Origin of the sequence: Kribbella sp. NPDC059898, assembly GCF_042730855.1 — a bacterium.
GTDB lineage: Bacteria > Actinomycetota > Actinomycetes > Propionibacteriales > Kribbellaceae > Kribbella.
This window is the reverse complement of the sequence record NZ_JBHWKR010000012.1, coordinates 85,811-100,909: the sequence shown is the minus strand read 5'-3', so window position 1 is coordinate 100,909 and position 15,099 is coordinate 85,811. Positions and strand designations below refer to the sequence as shown.

The 15,099-nt window shown below is 68.8% G+C and carries 16 protein-coding genes and 1 pseudogene; 8 read left to right on the top strand and 9 right to left on the bottom strand.

The window, feature by feature from the left end; genetic code table 11:
• Positions 1–73: 73 nt before the first annotated feature.
• The gene (locus ACFV9C_RS31705) at positions 74–1,294 is read left to right on the top strand and encodes a glycoside hydrolase family 71/99-like protein (RefSeq protein WP_380199224.1); all 1,221 of its coding nucleotides are present in this window, start codon (positions 74–76) and stop codon (positions 1,292–1,294) included.
• Here the strand turns inward: ACFV9C_RS31705 and ACFV9C_RS31700 are convergent.
• The 3 genes from ACFV9C_RS31700 to ACFV9C_RS31690 form a co-directional block, all read right to left on the bottom strand.
• The gene (locus tag ACFV9C_RS31700) at positions 1,291–2,007 is read right to left on the bottom strand and encodes a hypothetical protein (RefSeq protein WP_380199223.1); all 717 of its coding nucleotides are present in this window, start codon (positions 2,005–2,007) and stop codon (positions 1,291–1,293) included. The two genes, ACFV9C_RS31705 and ACFV9C_RS31700, sit on opposite strands and share 4 nt — an antisense overlap.
• A gap of 225 nt (positions 2,008–2,232) precedes the next feature.
• Complete coding sequence (locus ACFV9C_RS31695) at positions 2,233–3,021, bottom strand: dienelactone hydrolase family protein (protein ID WP_380199222.1); 789 nt, start codon at positions 3,019–3,021, stop codon at positions 2,233–2,235.
• A gap of 10 nt (positions 3,022–3,031) precedes the next feature.
• Positions 3,032–4,360, bottom strand: coding sequence for an amidohydrolase (locus ACFV9C_RS31690; RefSeq protein WP_380199221.1), 1,329 nt, complete (start codon positions 4,358–4,360; stop codon positions 3,032–3,034).
• A gap of 88 nt (positions 4,361–4,448) precedes the next feature.
• Between ACFV9C_RS31690 and ACFV9C_RS31685 the strand changes: the two genes are divergently transcribed.
• Positions 4,449–4,982 (top strand): DinB family protein, encoded by a 534-nt coding sequence (locus tag ACFV9C_RS31685; protein WP_380199220.1) that lies wholly within the window; start codon positions 4,449–4,451, stop codon positions 4,980–4,982.
• Here ACFV9C_RS31685 and ACFV9C_RS31680 read toward each other — a convergent pair.
• Together ACFV9C_RS31680 and ACFV9C_RS31675 are read right to left on the bottom strand one after the other, a co-directional pair.
• Positions 4,976–5,773, bottom strand: coding sequence for a MarR family winged helix-turn-helix transcriptional regulator (locus tag ACFV9C_RS31680; protein ID WP_380199219.1), 798 nt, complete (start codon positions 5,771–5,773; stop codon positions 4,976–4,978). The two genes, ACFV9C_RS31685 and ACFV9C_RS31680, sit on opposite strands and share 7 nt — an antisense overlap.
• A 132-nt stretch (positions 5,774–5,905) precedes the next feature.
• A pseudogene (locus ACFV9C_RS31675) lies at positions 5,906–6,765 on the bottom strand (phosphotransferase enzyme family protein).
• A gap of 52 nt (positions 6,766–6,817) precedes the next feature.
• Between ACFV9C_RS31675 and ACFV9C_RS31670 the strand changes: the two are divergent.
• Positions 6,818–7,732, top strand: coding sequence for an alpha/beta fold hydrolase (locus ACFV9C_RS31670; RefSeq protein ID WP_380199218.1), 915 nt, complete (start codon positions 6,818–6,820; stop codon positions 7,730–7,732).
• A gap of 47 nt (positions 7,733–7,779) precedes the next feature.
• On the opposite strand, the gene ACFV9C_RS31665 is transcribed toward ACFV9C_RS31670, so the two are convergent.
• Together ACFV9C_RS31665 and ACFV9C_RS31660 are read right to left on the bottom strand one after the other, a co-directional pair.
• Positions 7,780–7,908 carry a hypothetical protein gene (locus ACFV9C_RS31665; RefSeq protein ID WP_380199217.1) on the bottom strand — a complete coding sequence of 43 codons (129 nt, stop codon included), beginning with the start codon at positions 7,906–7,908 and terminating at the stop codon, positions 7,780–7,782.
• Between the two features lie 206 nt (positions 7,909–8,114).
• Positions 8,115–8,747, bottom strand: a complete 633-nt coding sequence (locus tag ACFV9C_RS31660; RefSeq protein WP_380199216.1) for a GNAT family N-acetyltransferase — start codon at positions 8,745–8,747, stop codon at positions 8,115–8,117.
• 209 nt (positions 8,748–8,956) lie between these two features.
• Between ACFV9C_RS31660 and ACFV9C_RS31655 the strand changes: the two genes are divergently transcribed.
• Positions 8,957–9,598, top strand: a complete 642-nt coding sequence (locus ACFV9C_RS31655; protein WP_380199215.1) for an alpha-ketoglutarate-dependent dioxygenase AlkB — start codon at positions 8,957–8,959, stop codon at positions 9,596–9,598.
• On the opposite strand, the gene ACFV9C_RS31650 is transcribed toward ACFV9C_RS31655, so the two are convergent.
• Entirely contained in the window at positions 9,591–10,019 is a 429-nt protein-coding gene (locus tag ACFV9C_RS31650) for a hypothetical protein (protein ID WP_380199214.1), read from the bottom strand. The two genes, ACFV9C_RS31655 and ACFV9C_RS31650, sit on opposite strands and share 8 nt — an antisense overlap.
• Before the next feature lie 122 nt (positions 10,020–10,141).
• On the opposite strand from ACFV9C_RS31650, the gene ACFV9C_RS31645 reads away from it, so the two are divergent.
• The 4 genes from ACFV9C_RS31645 (at position 10,142) to ACFV9C_RS31630 (ending at position 13,894) form a co-directional block, all read left to right on the top strand.
• The gene (locus ACFV9C_RS31645) at positions 10,142–11,389 is read left to right on the top strand and encodes an MFS transporter (RefSeq protein WP_380199213.1); all 1,248 of its coding nucleotides are present in this window, start codon (positions 10,142–10,144) and stop codon (positions 11,387–11,389) included.
• The gene (locus ACFV9C_RS31640; RefSeq protein ID WP_380199212.1) at positions 11,389–12,027 is read left to right on the top strand and encodes an MSMEG_1061 family FMN-dependent PPOX-type flavoprotein; all 639 of its coding nucleotides are present in this window, start codon (positions 11,389–11,391) and stop codon (positions 12,025–12,027) included. Before ACFV9C_RS31645 ends, ACFV9C_RS31640 begins: the two co-directional genes overlap by 1 nt.
• A 79-nt stretch (positions 12,028–12,106) precedes the next feature.
• Positions 12,107–13,240, top strand: coding sequence for a sensor histidine kinase (locus ACFV9C_RS31635; RefSeq protein ID WP_380199211.1), 1,134 nt, complete (start codon positions 12,107–12,109; stop codon positions 13,238–13,240).
• A 219-nt stretch (positions 13,241–13,459) separates the two neighbouring features.
• On the top strand, positions 13,460–13,894 hold the full coding sequence (locus ACFV9C_RS31630) for an ATP-binding protein (protein WP_380199210.1): 435 nt from the start codon (positions 13,460–13,462) through the stop codon (positions 13,892–13,894).
• Here ACFV9C_RS31630 and ACFV9C_RS31625 read toward each other — a convergent pair.
• Positions 13,850–15,061 (bottom strand): alpha-hydroxy-acid oxidizing protein, encoded by a 1,212-nt coding sequence (locus tag ACFV9C_RS31625; RefSeq protein ID WP_380199209.1) that lies wholly within the window; start codon positions 15,059–15,061, stop codon positions 13,850–13,852. The genes ACFV9C_RS31630 and ACFV9C_RS31625 overlap by 45 nt on opposite strands.
• Positions 15,062–15,099: the final 38 nt, after the last annotated feature.

Here is a 15,099-nt window from a genome sequence, read left to right as displayed (position 1 = left end):
TTCTTGCAGGATTTTGTTGAGATTCGTACGCTCGCGGCACTCACTCTCCTGCCCGCCCCCTCCAGGAGCACACATGAAACTCACTCGCCGTACGTTCCTCGCCGGCACCACTGCCGCCGTCCTCGCCCCCTCCAGCACTGCATCAGCCGCCAGTTCGCCGGGCGATGTCGTCGGGAAGATCACGGTCGGCTACCAGGGCTGGTTCACCTGCGCCGGGGACGGGGCGCCGATCAACGGGTGGTGGCATTGGAGCCACGACTGGGGCCAGCCGCCGTCGCCGACGAACACCGCGCTCGTCAGCTGGCCGGACGTGCGCGACTTCGCGTCGACGTACCAGACCGCCTACCCGAACCTCGGGAACGGGCAGGGCGCCCGGCTGTTCTCGTCGTACGACCAGCAGACCGTGAACACGCACTTCCAGTGGATGCAGGAGAACGGCTGCGACACGGCCGCCCTGCAGCGGTTCAACCCGACGGGCGGCGAAGGCCCGACGCGGGACGCGATGGCAGTGAAGGTCCGGCAGGCGGCGGAACAGTACGGCCGGAAGTTCTACATCATGTACGACGCCAGCGGCTGGACGTCGATGCAGTCGGAGATGAAGGCCGACTGGACGTCGAAGATGAGCGCCTACACGGCGTCACCGGCGTACGCGCGGCAGAACGGGAAGCCGGTGGTGTGCATCTGGGGTTTCGGGTTCGACGACCCGAACCACACCTGGCCGCCGGACGTGTGCCTCGACGTCGTGAACTGGTTCAAAGGGCAGGGCTGCTACGTGATCGGCGGCGTACCGACCCATTGGCTGCCGGGGAACGAGGACTCGCGGCCCGGGTACCTCGACGTCTACCACGCGTTCAACATGCTGTCGCCGTGGATGGTCGGGCGGATCAGCGACCTGGCCGGCGCGGACCACTTCTACAACAACGTGAACCCGCAGGACCAGGCGGACTGCGACGCCCACGGGATCGACTACCAGCCGTGCGTGATCCCCGGGGACCTGCAGTCCGGGCACCGGCTGCACGGGGACCTGATGTGGCGGCAGTTCTACAACCTGACGCGGGTCGGCGTCCAAGGCCTGTACATCTCGATGTTCGACGAGTTCAACGAGGGCAACCAGATCGCGAAGACCGCCGAGACGTCGGCCTTCGTGCCGACCGGCTCCGGGATCCGCGCACTGGACGAGGACGGTACGGCGTGCTCCGCGGACTACTACCTGCGGCTGACCGCCGACGGCGGCCGGATGTTCAAGGGACAGGCGCCGGTGACCTCGATCCGCCCGACACCGCCGCAGGTCTAGAAGAGCTCCATGCTGTCGGCGGTGGCGGTGATGACCGGGTTGTCGAAGTACAGGCGGCAGGCGACCGCGTGGCCGGCGCAGGTGAGGAGTGCCGGGCCGGCCGCGTCGACGACCCGGTACGCGACCGGGTGACTGCAGCGCTCGACGTCGCCGACGTTCTCGCGGTGGCAGCCGAGGACGTGGCAGGTGATCGTGTCGCCGAGGTTCATCAGCGTCAGCCCGTGCTCGGGGCAGACGCCCCAGCCGACGCCGCACGCCTGGCCTTCGTTCGCGGCCAGCCGGACGAGCTTGCCCGCGGTCGCCTCCAGCCGGCTCGCCAGATCCCGGAACGTGGTCACCGCGTGGTCCAGGTCGCGCCGGAACCGTCGCAGCTCGACGGACTCCGGCATCGTCTGGGTCGCGGCCTGCAGGTCCTCGGCGAGCGTCATCGCCGCGACCGCGATCTCGTCGACCCGGACGGGCGTGTTGAACTGGCGCAGCGTCGTACCGTTCGGGTCCCGGGGCCGGTCGCGGACCTCCGACAGCCACTCGGACCGCTGTACGGCGTCCTCCGGCTGGCTGAGGTGGACCTCGCCGACACGCTGCCCGGACTGCCACTCGCCGGGCGGCTCGAGGTGAGTACTTGGTTGCGGAGCGTGACCGTTACCGGATCCGTTCGCCGGCACGGTCCCGTTCGCCGGGATCCGACTGTCCTCCGCTGTCCGCCCGTTCATACAGCCTCACTCGTCCCAGTCCCCTGTGATACCTCGGTGGCCGATCGTGCCATGGTTCCGGCACTCAAAACCAGAGGGAGAACAGCGGCGTCACGCACCGCGCCCCCGTCCTTGCGGACAGCAACGAACGACCCCCGATTACCGACATTCTTCCCGGTGAAGGGGCATCGAATCACCGCGACGGGGTTACACAACGCGATCTTTGCATTTCCGAACGGACGGTCGTCACGCTGTCGCTGTCAGCTGCTCGCGGAGGAACTCCACCGCCCGGTCGCGGGCGCGGTACGCCGAGTTCGGCGGGTTCTCGCGCAGGTCGCGGGTGAGCACCGAGTGTGCGCTCCGGGTGTATCCGTCGGCGTTCCCGGGCCCCGAGTCGAGCTCGATCACCTCGAGCGCGTCGCCCAGTTGCTCACGCAGCGTCGCGAACCGCTCGGCCGGCGCCATCCGGTCCCGGCTGAACCGGAGCCCGAGCACGCACAGCCCGTCGGTGCGTGTCCGTTCCTTGATCCTGTCGAGTTCTTGCTCCGACAGGCCGGGGTCGCGACGCAGTTTCGGGCTGACAGCGAACGGCGTCGACGGCTGGCTCAGCACCGGCGCCGTCACCACGTCCTCCACCGCGGTGGCCAGCGCGAACCCGCCGGTGAAACACATCCCGATCACCCCGACCCCGCGGCCCGGCGTCCGTCCGGCCAGGTCCGTCGCGACGGCCCGCAGGTACTTCGTGATCGGCCGCTCGGCGTTCGCCGCGAAGCACCGGAACTCCTTCGACACGCACAGCCGCGCGATCACTCCGAGGGTGTACGTCGCCGTCTCCGGGCGTCCCGGCGTACCGAACGGGGACGGGATCACGACCGTGAAACCGTTGGTGACGAGGTGTTCGCCGAACCCGGCGACCTCGGGCGTGAGACCGGGGATCTCGGGGATCAGGACGACGCCCGGGCCGTCGCCCTTCTCGAAACAGTCGAACGTCAGGCCGCCGCCGGTGAACGGCGCGCGCTTCCAGGAGGACAGCATGCCGAGGACTTTAGGGGTTGTAGTGCTGGATCGCGCCGCCCGCGGACAGGTCGACGAGGGTGTGCGCGAGGGCCTTCGCGTCCGCGAGGACTTCCTGGAGGTCCATCGTGGTGAGTTCACGAGCGCGTACGACGACCTGGCCGGCGACGAGGACCGTGACGACATCGGCGGCGCGGACGGAGTACACGAGGGCGGCGCGCGGGTCGTGGAGTGGCTGGTTGTGCGGCGCCCTGAGGTCGACGAGCGTGATGTCGGCCTGGTAGCCGGGTTCGAGTACGCCGGCCTTGCCTTCGAGACCGGCCGCGGCGGCACTTCCCCGGGTCGCGAGCCGGAGGGTGTCGGAGAGAGTCATCCATTCGGCGTCGTGCTCGCGTTGCTTCTGGGTGAGCGCGACCATCCGGATCGCCTCCCAGACGTCGAGCGTGTTGTGCACGGCGGCGCCGTCGGTACCGACCCCTACCGGCACGCCCGCCGCGAGCAGTCCTTTGATCGGCGTGACCTCGCCCATCGCGAGCTTCAGGTAGACCTTCGGGCAGGACGCCACCGCCGTACGGTCGGCGTACCGCTCCAGGATCGCCAGGTCTGGCTCGCGGATCCCGCAACCGTGGGCGATCAGCGCCCCGGCGTCGAGTACGTCCGTACGTTCCAGGACCTGGATCGGCGTCACCCCGTGCTTGTCGATCGACGCCTGCGTCTGCTCATCGGTCTCCGCCGCGTGCAGGTGGATGCGGAGGCCCTCGGCTCGCGCGACCTCCGCCGTACGCCGAAGATCGTCGTCGTTGACCGTGTACGTCGCGTGCGGTCCGAGGCTCGCGGTGATCCGCGGGTGCAACTCCCGCAGCTCCCGGGTGACGTCCAACGCCGCGTCCATGTCCTGCTTGGTGGACGAGAAGTACGTCGGCGCGAGGTCCGCGCGGATGCCCGCTTCGACCGCGGCCGCGGCGATCTGATCCGCGTGGAAGTAGTGATCCACGAACGTCGTCACGCCGCCCAGCAACATCTCCGCACACGCCAACCGGGCTCCCACCCGCACCCGCTCCGGCGTCAGATTCACCTCCATCGGCCAAACCCGCCGGTTGAACCAGTCCTCGATCGCCAGATCCTCCGCGGCGCCCCGCATCATCACCATCGGGCTGTGCGTATGCGAGTTGATCAGCCCCGCCACCGCCAACAGCCCACCACCATCCACCACCTCCGCGCCGACCACCTCACCACCCGTCGGCACGATCGCGACAATCAGGTCGTCCTCCACCCAAACGTCCCGCCCCTCCTCAACCCGGCACTCCCCCACCTCCGGCACCACCAGCACCGCCACATCCCGAACCACCAACCGCCCCATACCAACCTCCAGCCCATGAACCACCAGTCTCCCGAACCCACAGGTCCACCCGCGGCCGGCGGACCGTTCGGCAGCTACGGTCGTGCGGGTGGATGTGGACTGGAACGCTGAGGTTGTCGATCAGGTTGATGCGCATTGGCGGGAGCGGCTTCGGCCTCGGTTGGCGGGGCTGAGTGACGACGAGTACTTCTGGCAGCCGGTTGCCGGCTGCTGGACGCTGAGTCGTCGGGGCGAGAGTTCTGCGCCGATCTCCTTCGGGGGCGGTGAGTTCACGATGGACTACGCCGAACCGCCGCACGAGCAGGAACCGGTCACGACGATCGCCTGGCGGCTGGCGCACCTCATCGGAGGGTTGGCGTCGACGAACGACATCGACACCTACTGTTACGCAGGCACGGCCAGCGAAGCGCTGCGGCAGCTCGACGACGAGTACGCAAGCTGGCTGGACGGCGTACGTCGCCTCGGCATCGCCGGACTCGCCGCTCCGCAAGGTAAGCCGCCCGCCTTCGCCCACGCACCGATGGCGAAGAAGATCCTCTATGAGAACGTCGAACTCATCCACCACGGCGCCGAGATCTGCCTGCTCCGCGACCTGTACCTCCGGCTGGGTCCCGCTCAGTAGTCGGCGGCCTCCAGCGCCGCGGCGATCGGCTCGAGGAGCGCGATCAGTTCGTCGAGCTCGGCCGGCGTGAGTACGTCGTACGCGGGCGCCGCGAGTTCGTCTGTGAGCGCCTCGATCCGGCCTTTGAGATCACGCCCGGCCTCGGTGGAGCTGCCGGCGGGGTTCACCAGCCCGCGGTCGCGGAGACCGTCGACGACTCCGGCGAGCTGCGCCTTCGGCAGGTGATGGACCCGGCCGAACTCCTCCGCCCGCATCCCGGCGCCGAGCGCGGCCAGTACATGCGCCTCGGTCCCGCCGATCCCGTGCGCGACCAGCGCGATGTTGTGGCCGTCGCCCCGGTGCTCCCGCAGCAGCGTCGCCGCATGCCAGAGCTTCGCGACCGGCTCCTCCGGTACGTCGAGCGCCCGCAGACCGGCGTACAGCACACGGCCCTCGGTCGGCGCGCTGTATGCCGCCCGAGTCGCCAGCTCGGCGGCCCGCACCAGACCGGGTGAGCCGGCGAGTTCGTCTCCGATCAGCTGCCGTAGCGCCTTCGCGCTCCCCTGTTCGCGTACGGCGAGCGCGTCCTCGGGGGTGATCTTCCCCCAGACCCACGGAATGTGCCGCGCCACCTCGCCGTCGGCGAAGTTGTAGAACACCGAGTGCACCACCTCAGCCGGCGCCAGCCCCAGCGGCGCGGCCCGCCCCGCGAAGTACCCGTCCCAGTAGTTCCGCATGCCCACAGCCAGGAACTCCTCGTTCGGCACGTCCGAGAACGTGACGGTCCCGATCGGCTCGACGAACTCGAACATACGATGAACCTTCGCCTGCGGATGCGCCATCGCCACCATCTCCTTCACTCGCCCGGGCGCCCCCGCGGACACCCTCTCGCCCATGCGACGAACGCTCCACCCCGAATTCGACACCGGACGCGGAACCAGCACTCAGCCCGCACAGAACGGCCGGGCGAGCATCAGGTCGGCGTCCACCCGCCGCAACCCGGCGAACCCCCATGTGTTGACGCCCTCCAGGTCGACCTCCTCGCAGATGCGAACCGCCAGGTCGCGCAGAGACCGGGCGAGCCGTGCGTACTCGAGATGCGTGAGGTCGAGCCCCTCCGCGCCGTAGGCCTGCAGGAAGCGCACGGTGCCGGGCTCGCACAGGGCCGCGAACAGGTCGTGCTCACGGGGAGCCAGCGCCGCGTGCCCCCAGTCGAGCAACGCCGCGACTCGACCGTCGCGATCGATGAGGACGTTGTGAGGAAACAGGTCGTGGTGGCACACGACGTACGGAACGTCGACAGCGCGCGCCCGTTCGATGGCCGCTTCGAGCCGGTCGACCGCCGCTAGAACCTCGTCGCGACGACCAGCCAGCCAGGGGTGGTCGTGGCGATCACGCAGCGCCTCGATGCACCACTCGTGCAGCTCAGCCCGAGGCAGTGCGAGATCTGCGCTGTCGTGCACGGTGCGCATCGCGCGCGCGATGGCCTCGAGGTCGTCCCCGACGCGGGGCGCCCCTCGACGTACGGAAACAAGGCATAGTGTCGGCCGAGATGCTCGGCCGAGTACGAACCGTCGAGCGCCCGCTGAGCAGCCGGAACGGGCAAACCCCGCGCCGCCAACTCGGCCGTAAGAGCCAGTGCGGCATCACTGTCAGGCTCCTGACGCCATAGCTTCAAGAGCCAGCGCCCGTCGGTGAACACATCCGCCTCGAACCCACCCGGACGCGCCCGCAGCTCGCCCAACTCGTGACCGAACGCCTCACCGACCTGACCCGCCGCGGGCGGCGGCACCTGACTCCACATCGCTCCAGAACATCACCGCTCAGGGGTCAGCGTTGTCGGGGACAATGCTGGGATGCGTGTGGTTGTCGACGACGTGTCGCTCTACTTCGATGTCGAAGGCTGTGGCCTGACTGCTCAGGGAGACGCGATGCTCCCGCGACCGACGCTCCTCCTGCTGCACGGCGGACCAGGTGCGGATCACAGCCTGTTCAAGCCGGAGTTCTCGATCCTCGCCGACGTCGCTCAGGTGATCTACCTCGATCAGCGCGGTTCGGGCCGCTCCGACCACAGCAAGCCGGCGACGTGGACGTGGACGCGCTGGGCCGACGACGTCGCGGCGTTCTGCACTGCCCTCGATATCCGTGCCCCGGTGCTGGTGGGTTCCTCGAGCGGCGGCAGAGTCGCGATCGAGTGCGCCGCCCGGCATCCGGACCTGGTCGCCGGCCTAGTCCTGGAGAGCACGCTCGGCGTGCCCACCTCGCTCGAAGAAAGCCTCGAAGTCTTCGAGCGCCGCGGAGGGCAGGCAGCCCGCGACGCTGCCTCTAGATACCTCGGCGGCGACACCAGCCCTTCAGCAGCTCAGGCGTGGGCAGATCACGGATTGCCGTTGTACGCCGGCGCCTCTGACGGCGACATGACCTCGCGCAGGGCACGAGCGCTGATCAACGACGACGTTCAGGCACATTTCCGGGCGGGCGGATGCGGGCCTGCCGAAATCTCTGAAACTCTCGCAACCGCGGTGACCTGCCCGACTCTGGTCCTGGCGGGCGAAGACGATCCCGTATCACCCGCAGCAGCGGCCAGGCGTCTGCCGGCAATACTCACCAACACCGTCACCCAAGTAGAAGTACTGGCGGACGTCGGCCACGGAGTATTCCGCCAAGCACCACAGCAGGCCTTCAACGCCGTACGCACGTTCCTCCACAACCTCCCGACCACACCCCCCGCCGCCGAGGCCACAGCCCACACACGAGATCCGCAGGCATAGCACGCGCTCTGAAGCCTTTACGGCGATCCCCGCAGCGGCGCGGCCCGTCACCATTTCGGGGTGTGTGTGGCGATCAGTCGGTGCCCGATTCGTACCAGCTCGGCGCGTACGGACGCGGGTTCGAGGACTTGTACGCCTTCGCCGAGGTCGATCAGCTCACAAGCCGCCTCATGCACCGAACTGAAGGTCGCCCTGAACCGGCGTGCCGTGGGGTGCTGCCGTCGACCGGGCGGAGTTGAGTGTCTTCCGAAAGCGCTGTGATGACGCGGCCGAGATCCGCTGGGCGAACCTGAAACTCGACCTCGACGCGATTGCTCGAGCAGGGCATTGCAGATCGTTCGGCCTGCTCATATCGATCGGTCCTGCTCCGATCGTGTGCGCATCACGTTGGTTCGTCCGGCTCGCGCATCGGCCATTCGAGCGGCAGGGCCGCGAACCACATCACATCGATGCGCTTGCCCTGCCAGACGCTGTGTGCGCGCATCGTTCCTTCGTGCACGAACCCCGCTCGGCGGGCCACGGCGGCCGACGCTGCGTTGTCTGCCTCGACTGTCAGGAAGGCGCGAGCTGCACCGAGCTCGAACAACCACCGGGCGAGCAGAACCACCGCGCGAGTCGCGTACCCACGCCCTCGCACGCTCGGCCCAATCCAGTAGCCGAACTGCGCTACATCTTCCTTCGACCAGTCATCGACGCCGCAGCAACCGAGCAGGCCGCCAGAAGCTGCGTCCGTGATCGCGAACGCAACACCAGAGGGTGGCTCAGCCGCGCCGAACGCCCGCCACCTCGACGCGAACTCGTTGATGATCGCTTCGGCGTCCACGATCGAGAGCGGCGGAGCGGGCCGTCCGAGTCGATCGTGAGCCCCGTTGTAGCGCCGGATCGCTGGATCGGCGAATGCTTCCACCATGAACCCGGCGTCATCCCTCGACCACGCCCGGAGGGTGACTACGCCATCCGAGAGCGACACCACCGGAAGGTCAGCATCCGCTTCACACACGTCTGTCAGCTCCATCCATTCAGGTTTGACTCTTCACAGGTCGACCCTGGGACATTACGCCGAGCCTTCTCTGGACCAACCGCCGCCAGCCTCGGGTCCGCGTCAACGACACTCCGGACAACAACTCGCGGTCGACGGCGGCTACACACAGCGGATCCTCATGGGCAGACATCGTTACGGAAGGTCAAGGGAACATATGTTCGAGTCTCCGGTATGGTGGGGGTATGGGAGCTGATCTTCAGGGGTCCTTGTTCGGTGGGGTTGAGGAGCCGGCGCTTGGGTCGTTGGGTGGGGTGCGGCGGACCGAGTTGGGGCGTGGCGCTTGGGTTGATGTGTTGCCGGGGTGGCTTGCGGGGGCCGATGAGGTTTATGGGCGGTTGGCGAGTGAGGTGCCTTGGCAGGCTGAGCGGCGGCAAATGTATGACCGGGTGGTTGATGTGCCGCGGTTGTTGTGTTTTTACGGGGAGGATGCGGCGCTTCCGTTGGGCGTCCTGGATGAGGCTCGGGACGCGTTGAGTGCGTACTACGCGGACGAGCTGGGGGAACCGTTCCGTACGGCGGGGCTTTGTTTCTACAGGGATGGGAAGGACAGCGTCGCCTGGCACGGGGATCGGATCGGGCGGGGTGATCGCGAGGACACGATGGTGGCGATCCTTTCGGTTGGGGAGCCGCGGGTGCTGGCGTTGCGGCCTCGGCCGGGGAGTGGGCAGGCGGTCGGGTCGACCGTGCGGTATCCGCTCGGTCATGGTGACCTGATCGTCATGGGTGGTTCCTGTCAGCGCACGTGGGAGCACGCGATTCCCAAGGCGGCCGGGCATGTCGGGCCGCGGATCAGCATCCAGTTCCGGCCCAGAGGCGTCAGGTGAGGGCTGGGATGGGTGGTTCGTAGACGCCGTCTCTGGTGGCTACGTAGAAGCCGAGGAGGCGGATGCCGGCGGTTGTGCAGGTGTCCGTGGCGGCGGTGGCCCACTGGTCGTCGGCGTCGGTCGGACTGCCGGAGCCGGAGCGTCCGAGGGCGAGGACGATGGCGGTGCCGGGGGCTGTGCGGACGGCTTCGATGATGGGGCCGAGGGCGGTTTCGCAGAGGTCGGCCGGGGTCGGGCCGGGTGACGGGAGCTCGACGATCACGGTCGATCGGAAGCGGGCGTCGGAGCCGCAGAGGAGGACGGTGAGGGTGCCGCGGGCGCGGTCGCCGAAGCTGACCATCAGGTCTACGACGTTGGCGGTGAGCGCGGGGTCGGTGAGTGGTTGTTCGGGCCAGGTGGAGGGCAGCTGTTCGAAGCTCATGCCAGAAAAGATGCCGCGAATCGCACCCCGGATCCGAGTTATCCACAGACCAAAAGTGGCCCATCAACTGGACCCGGCAATGGACCGGAAGATTGGGCCGCACCGAGCCTAGGCTCAGGGTCATGAGCAGCAGACTTCTTCCCCCGGCCGGAGCGTCGCGGGACCTCGCGATGGCGCAACTGGCGAACTCGGTCGGCGACGGCGCGTTCGTCGTCACCTCGGCGTTGTACTTCACCCGCGTGGTCGGGCTCTCCACCGCGGAGGTCGGGCTCGGCCTGACGATCGCCTGGCTGGCCGGATTCCTGGCCGGCGTACCGCTCGGCAGCCTCGCCGACCGGCGCGGAGCCCGCGGTACTGCCGTCCTGCTCGCCCTCAGCACCGCGGCCGCCGTCGCCTCCTTCCTGGTCGTCAGGAGCTTCGCCGGATTCCTCGTCGCGGCGATCGTCTACGCCTGCAGCCAGACCGGCCTCACCGCGGCACGGCAGGCCTTGCTCGCCGGTCTCGTACAGCCGGAAGAACGGACCAGGATCCGCGCGTTCCTCCAGTCCACGGTGAACGCCGGGCTCGCGGTCGGCGCGCTCCTCGGCGGCGTAGCGCTGCGCTTCGACACGACAGCGGCGTACCTGATCGTCCTCGGGATCGACGCGCTGAGCTTCCTGGTCGCGGCCGCGCTGATCCGTCGGGTGCCGTCGATCCCCACCTCGATCCGTACCAAGGGTGAGCCCAGGCTCGCGGTGCTGCAGGACCGTCCGTACGCCGTACTCGCGCTGCTCAACGCGGTGATGCTGCTGTTCATGCCGCTGATCAGCCTGGTCGGCCCGCTCTGGATCGTCACCCGGACGCACGCTCCGAGCTGGGCCGTCGCGTCGCTGATGATCGTGAACACGCTCGGCGTCGCGTTCTTCCAGGTGCGGATCGCCAAGGCGGTAAGGGATCTGAGCACAGCCGCCCGTTCGGTCCGGTACGCCGGGATCGCGATGCTCGCCGCCTGCGCCGTGTTCGCGACCACCGCGGCCGACCTCGGCCCGGCGACGACCGCCGCCGTACTCGTGGCGGCCGCCGCACTGCTCACCGTCGGCGAGATGAAGCTCGCCTCCGGAGCCTGGGAGATCAGCTTCGGGCTCGCCCCGGCGGACAAGCAGGGGCAGTACCAGGGGTTCTTCGGCACCGGCCCCGCGATCGCCCGGATGCTCGGCCCGGCGCTGCTCACCACGGTGATCCTCGGGTGGGGTCCGATCGGCTGGATCGCGGTCGGCGCACTGTTCCTGGGGACCAGTTGCGCAACTGGTCCCGCCGTACGATGGGCTGCGCGGACGAGGGCCGTCACCGAGGACGCCACGCCGTCGCTGGTAGAGGAGAGCGCCGCCTGATGGAGATTCCCGGACTGGTCGAGATCACCACCCACGACGAGCTGCGCGAGGTCGTCCCGGCCCCGATCGGCGCTGCGGTCGCCAAGGAGCGCACGGAGCTGCACGACCTGGACCTGCTGTGGCTCGGCAACTCCCCGTTCTGCCTGATCGCGACGTCCGACGCCGACGGCACCTGCGACGTCTCCCCCAAGGGCGACCCGGCCGGCTTCACCAAGGTGCTGGACCGGAACACGATCGCGATCCCGGACCGGGCCGGCAACCGCCGCATCGACGGCTTCACGAACCTGCTCAGCAACCCGCACGTCGGGCTGATCTACTTCGTCCCCGGCCGCACCGACACGCTCCGGATCAACGGCCGCGCGCGGATCGTCAAGGAGGCGCCGTTCTTCGACGACATGGTGGTCAAGGGCAACCGCCCGCAGCTCGCGCTGCTGGTCGAGATCGAGCAGATCTTCCACCACTGCTCGAAGTCGTTCCTGCGCTCGCAGCTGTGGAAGCCCGAGACCTGGAACCCGGAGGCGATCCCGCGCCGGGCGGTGCTGTCGAAGACCTTCGAGCGCCCTGACGACGACCTGACGAACCTCGACGAGTACTACGGCCAGAGGTACGAGGAGTCGATCTACAAGGTCAAATACTGAAGTACTTCGGCGGGCGCAGGCCGAAGTACTCCGTGGCGACGATGACACCCGCCCCGGCGGCCGTCTACGGTTCATTGGTGTGACCGAACCTCTCGACGTCCCGGACCTCGGGGCACGGATCCGCCGCTACACGGTGCCGATCGGGCTGTCCGTGTTCCTGGTGATCGGGACGTTCGGCGCCGCCCGCGGCCAGACCGACCGGCACCAGCCGGACGCGTTCATGGTCGTACTGCTGCTGATCGCCGCACTGTCCCTGTTCTGGCGGAACACCCGGCCGGTGCCGGTGCTGTGGGTGATCGTCGGCGCGACGCTCGTCTACATGCTCCGCGAGTACCCGTGGGGACCGGTCGTGATCCCGTTCGTGATCGCGGTCTTCACCACGATCCGCCTGGGCCACCGAGTGGCCGGCTGGGCCGGGCTGATCTCGTTGTACGTCGGCCACGTCGGCGGCCGGATCATCCTCGGGCTCAACCAGGACGGCATCTACCAGGTGCTGCTCGTCGGCGCCTGCTTCTGCGTCCTCGGGTTCCTCGCCGAACTCTTCCGCGCGCACCGCGACCGCGTGACGGCGGCGGCGCGGACCCGTAAGGAGGAGGAGTTGCGCCGGGCCGGTGAGGAGCGGCTCCGGATCGCGCAGGAACTCCACGACGTCGTGGCACACCACATCTCGCTGATCAACGTGCAGGCGTCGACAGCCCTGCACTTGGCCGACCGTCAGCCCGAGCAGGCCGTCCCGGCGCTGGCCGCGATCAAGGACGCCAGCAAAGAGGCCCTGGTCGAACTCCGCTTGATCGTCGGCGTACTGCGCCAGTCCGGCGAGTCCGCCCCGCGTCAACCGGTCGCGGGCCTCGACCATCTCGACCACCTCGTCAGCCGTACGGCGCGCGCCGGGCTCGAGGTGCACAAGATCATCCACGGCGACCCCCGCCCGCTGCCGAGCGGCCTCGACCGCGCCGCGTTCCGGATCATCCAGGAGTCGCTGACGAACGTCGTACGGCACGCCCGGGCAACGTCCGCGACGGTCCGGATCCAGTACGGCGAGCAGGCGCTCGTGGTGCAGGTCGACGACAACGGCGAGTCCCTCACCACCCAGCCGAAGGAAGGCAACGGCATCTCCGGCATGCGCGAACGCGCCACCGCCCTCGGCGGCACCCTGACCGCCAACCGCACCCCCGCCGGCGGCCTCCGCATCATCGCGAACCTGCCGCTATAGGTTTCCTGTGAGTCCAGGGCGCCCGCCGCGGTGGATTCACAGAGTTCTCCCAAACCTTTCCCGGGGGTGCCTAGGTCGGGGCGTCAGGCTGCGGGTATGGCGACGATCGAGGTGCGGGGGGACCAAGCGGTACGGGCTCTGAAGTGGTGCTTCGTTCTCCGTTGAACCGGGGCAGGTGACGGGGTTTCTTGGGCCGAAGGGGCGGGGAAGTCCACGACGATGAAGATGATCATCGGGCTGGCGGCGCCGACCGCCGGGGCGGTGACGATCGGTGGGCGGCGGTACCGGGACCTGCCGGTGCCGTTGACCGAGGTGGGGGCGTTGCTCGACGCCGGCGCGGTGCACGGGGCGCGGACGGCGTACGACCATCTGTTGGCGCTTGCCGTGAGCAACGGTCTGCAGCGGCGGCGGGTCGACGAGGTGCTGGCCCGGATCGCGAGCGGGTGTTCGAACGGTTACCGCGCCGACCGGGCCTGCAAACACTCGGCGGGTGCGGGCTCCGGGCTCGCGATCGCACGGTCCATCGCTCGTGCACACGGCGGCGACCTCGCGGTCCACACCGCGCTCGGGCGCGGCGCGGTGTTCGCGCTGACGTTGCCGTTGCTGACCTCAGGGGAGCTTGACGTGGGAGGGGTTGAGGTCGGCGACGCTTGAGACGCCCAGTAGCGCCATCGTGCGGCGTGCCTCCTTGGTCAGGATCTCCGCGGCACGGGCGACGCCGCGCTGACCGCCGGCCATCAGGCCGTACAGGTACGCGCGGCCGACCAGGCACGCGTCCGCGCCGAGCGCGATCGCCGCGACCACGTCCGCGCCGGACATGATGCCGGTGTCCAGGTAGATCTCCGCGTCGCTGCCGATCGCCTTCCGGACGTCCGGGAGGATCCGCAGCGGTGTCGGCGCGCGGTCCAGCTGCCGACCGCCGTGGTTGGACAGTACGACGGCGTCCGCGCCCGCGTCGACGACCCGGCGGGCGTCCTCGACGGTCTGGATGCCCTTCACGATCAGCGGACCGTCCCAGATCGAGCGCAGCCAGTTGAGGTCGTCGATCGTCATCGTCGGGTCGAACAGCTTGTCCAGCAGCTCGGCGACCGTACCGTCCCAGGAGGACAGGGACGCGAAGGTGAGTGGTCGGGTGGTGAGCAGGTTCGCCCACCAGGCCGGGTGCATCGACGCGTCCAGCACCGTCTTCGCGGTCAGCGACGGCGGGATCGTGAACCCGTTCCGGACGTCGCGCAACCGGGCGCCGGCGACCGGTACGTCGACCGTCAGCATCAGCGCCTCGAACCCGGCGGCGGCCGACCGCTTCACCAGGTCCTCACCCGCGTCGCGGTCCTTCCACACGTACAGCTGGAACCACTTGCGGGCGTCCGGCGCGGCGGCCGCCACGTCCTCGATCGACGTCGTACCCATCGTGGACAGCGCGTACGGGATGCCGACGTCCTGCGCGACCTTGACGACCGCGCTCTCGCCCTCGTGGTTCATCATCCGGGTGAACCCGGTCGGCGCGAACGCGAACGGCAGCTCCGACCGCTTGCCGAGGATCGACGTACCGAGGTCGATGTCGGACACGTCCCGCAGGATCGACGGCTGCAGCTCCATCTCCGCGAACAGCCGGCGCGCCCGGCGCAGGCTGATCTCCGCCTCGGCGGCGCCGTCGGTGTAGTCGAAGACAGAGCGCGGCGTACGGCGCTTCGCGATCGCGCGGAGGTCCGCGATCGTCAGCGCCTTCTCCAGGCGCCGGTCGGTCGAGTTCACCGTGATCGGCTTCGGCCGCAGCAGCGGCTTCAACTCGGACCATTTGGGCAACTGGCGATCGGTCATCACAACTCCCGGCTGAATCTGTGGTCGGACCACACCCT

Bases quoted from the DNA above. Each gene is read 5' to 3' on its own strand.
- ACFV9C_RS31705 (WP_380199224.1), top strand. From the start codon at position 74: ATGAAACTCACTCGCCGTACGTTCCTCGCCGGCACCACTGCCGCCGTC.
- ACFV9C_RS31700 (WP_380199223.1), bottom strand. From the start codon at position 2,007: ATGAACGGGCGGACAGCGGAGGACAGTCGGATCCCGGCGAACGGGACC.
- ACFV9C_RS31695 (WP_380199222.1), bottom strand. From the start codon at position 3,021: ATGCTGTCCTCCTGGAAGCGCGCGCCGTTCACCGGCGGCGGCCTGACG.
- ACFV9C_RS31690 (WP_380199221.1), bottom strand. From the start codon at position 4,360: ATGGGGCGGTTGGTGGTTCGGGATGTGGCGGTGCTGGTGGTGCCGGAG.
- ACFV9C_RS31680 (WP_380199219.1), bottom strand. From the start codon at position 5,773: ATGTTCGAGTTCGTCGAGCCGATCGGGACCGTCACGTTCTCGGACGTG.
- ACFV9C_RS31670 (WP_380199218.1), top strand. From the start codon at position 6,818: ATGCGTGTGGTTGTCGACGACGTGTCGCTCTACTTCGATGTCGAAGGC.
- ACFV9C_RS31660 (WP_380199216.1), bottom strand. From the start codon at position 8,747: ATGGAGCTGACAGACGTGTGTGAAGCGGATGCTGACCTTCCGGTGGTG.
- ACFV9C_RS31655 (WP_380199215.1), top strand. From the start codon at position 8,957: ATGGGAGCTGATCTTCAGGGGTCCTTGTTCGGTGGGGTTGAGGAGCCG.
- ACFV9C_RS31650 (WP_380199214.1), bottom strand. From the start codon at position 10,019: ATGAGCTTCGAACAGCTGCCCTCCACCTGGCCCGAACAACCACTCACC.
- ACFV9C_RS31645 (WP_380199213.1), top strand. From the start codon at position 10,142: ATGAGCAGCAGACTTCTTCCCCCGGCCGGAGCGTCGCGGGACCTCGCG.
- ACFV9C_RS31640 (WP_380199212.1), top strand. From the start codon at position 11,389: ATGGAGATTCCCGGACTGGTCGAGATCACCACCCACGACGAGCTGCGC.
- ACFV9C_RS31630 (WP_380199210.1), top strand. From the start codon at position 13,460: ATGAAGATGATCATCGGGCTGGCGGCGCCGACCGCCGGGGCGGTGACG.
- ACFV9C_RS31625 (WP_380199209.1), bottom strand. From the start codon at position 15,061: ATGACCGATCGCCAGTTGCCCAAATGGTCCGAGTTGAAGCCGCTGCTG.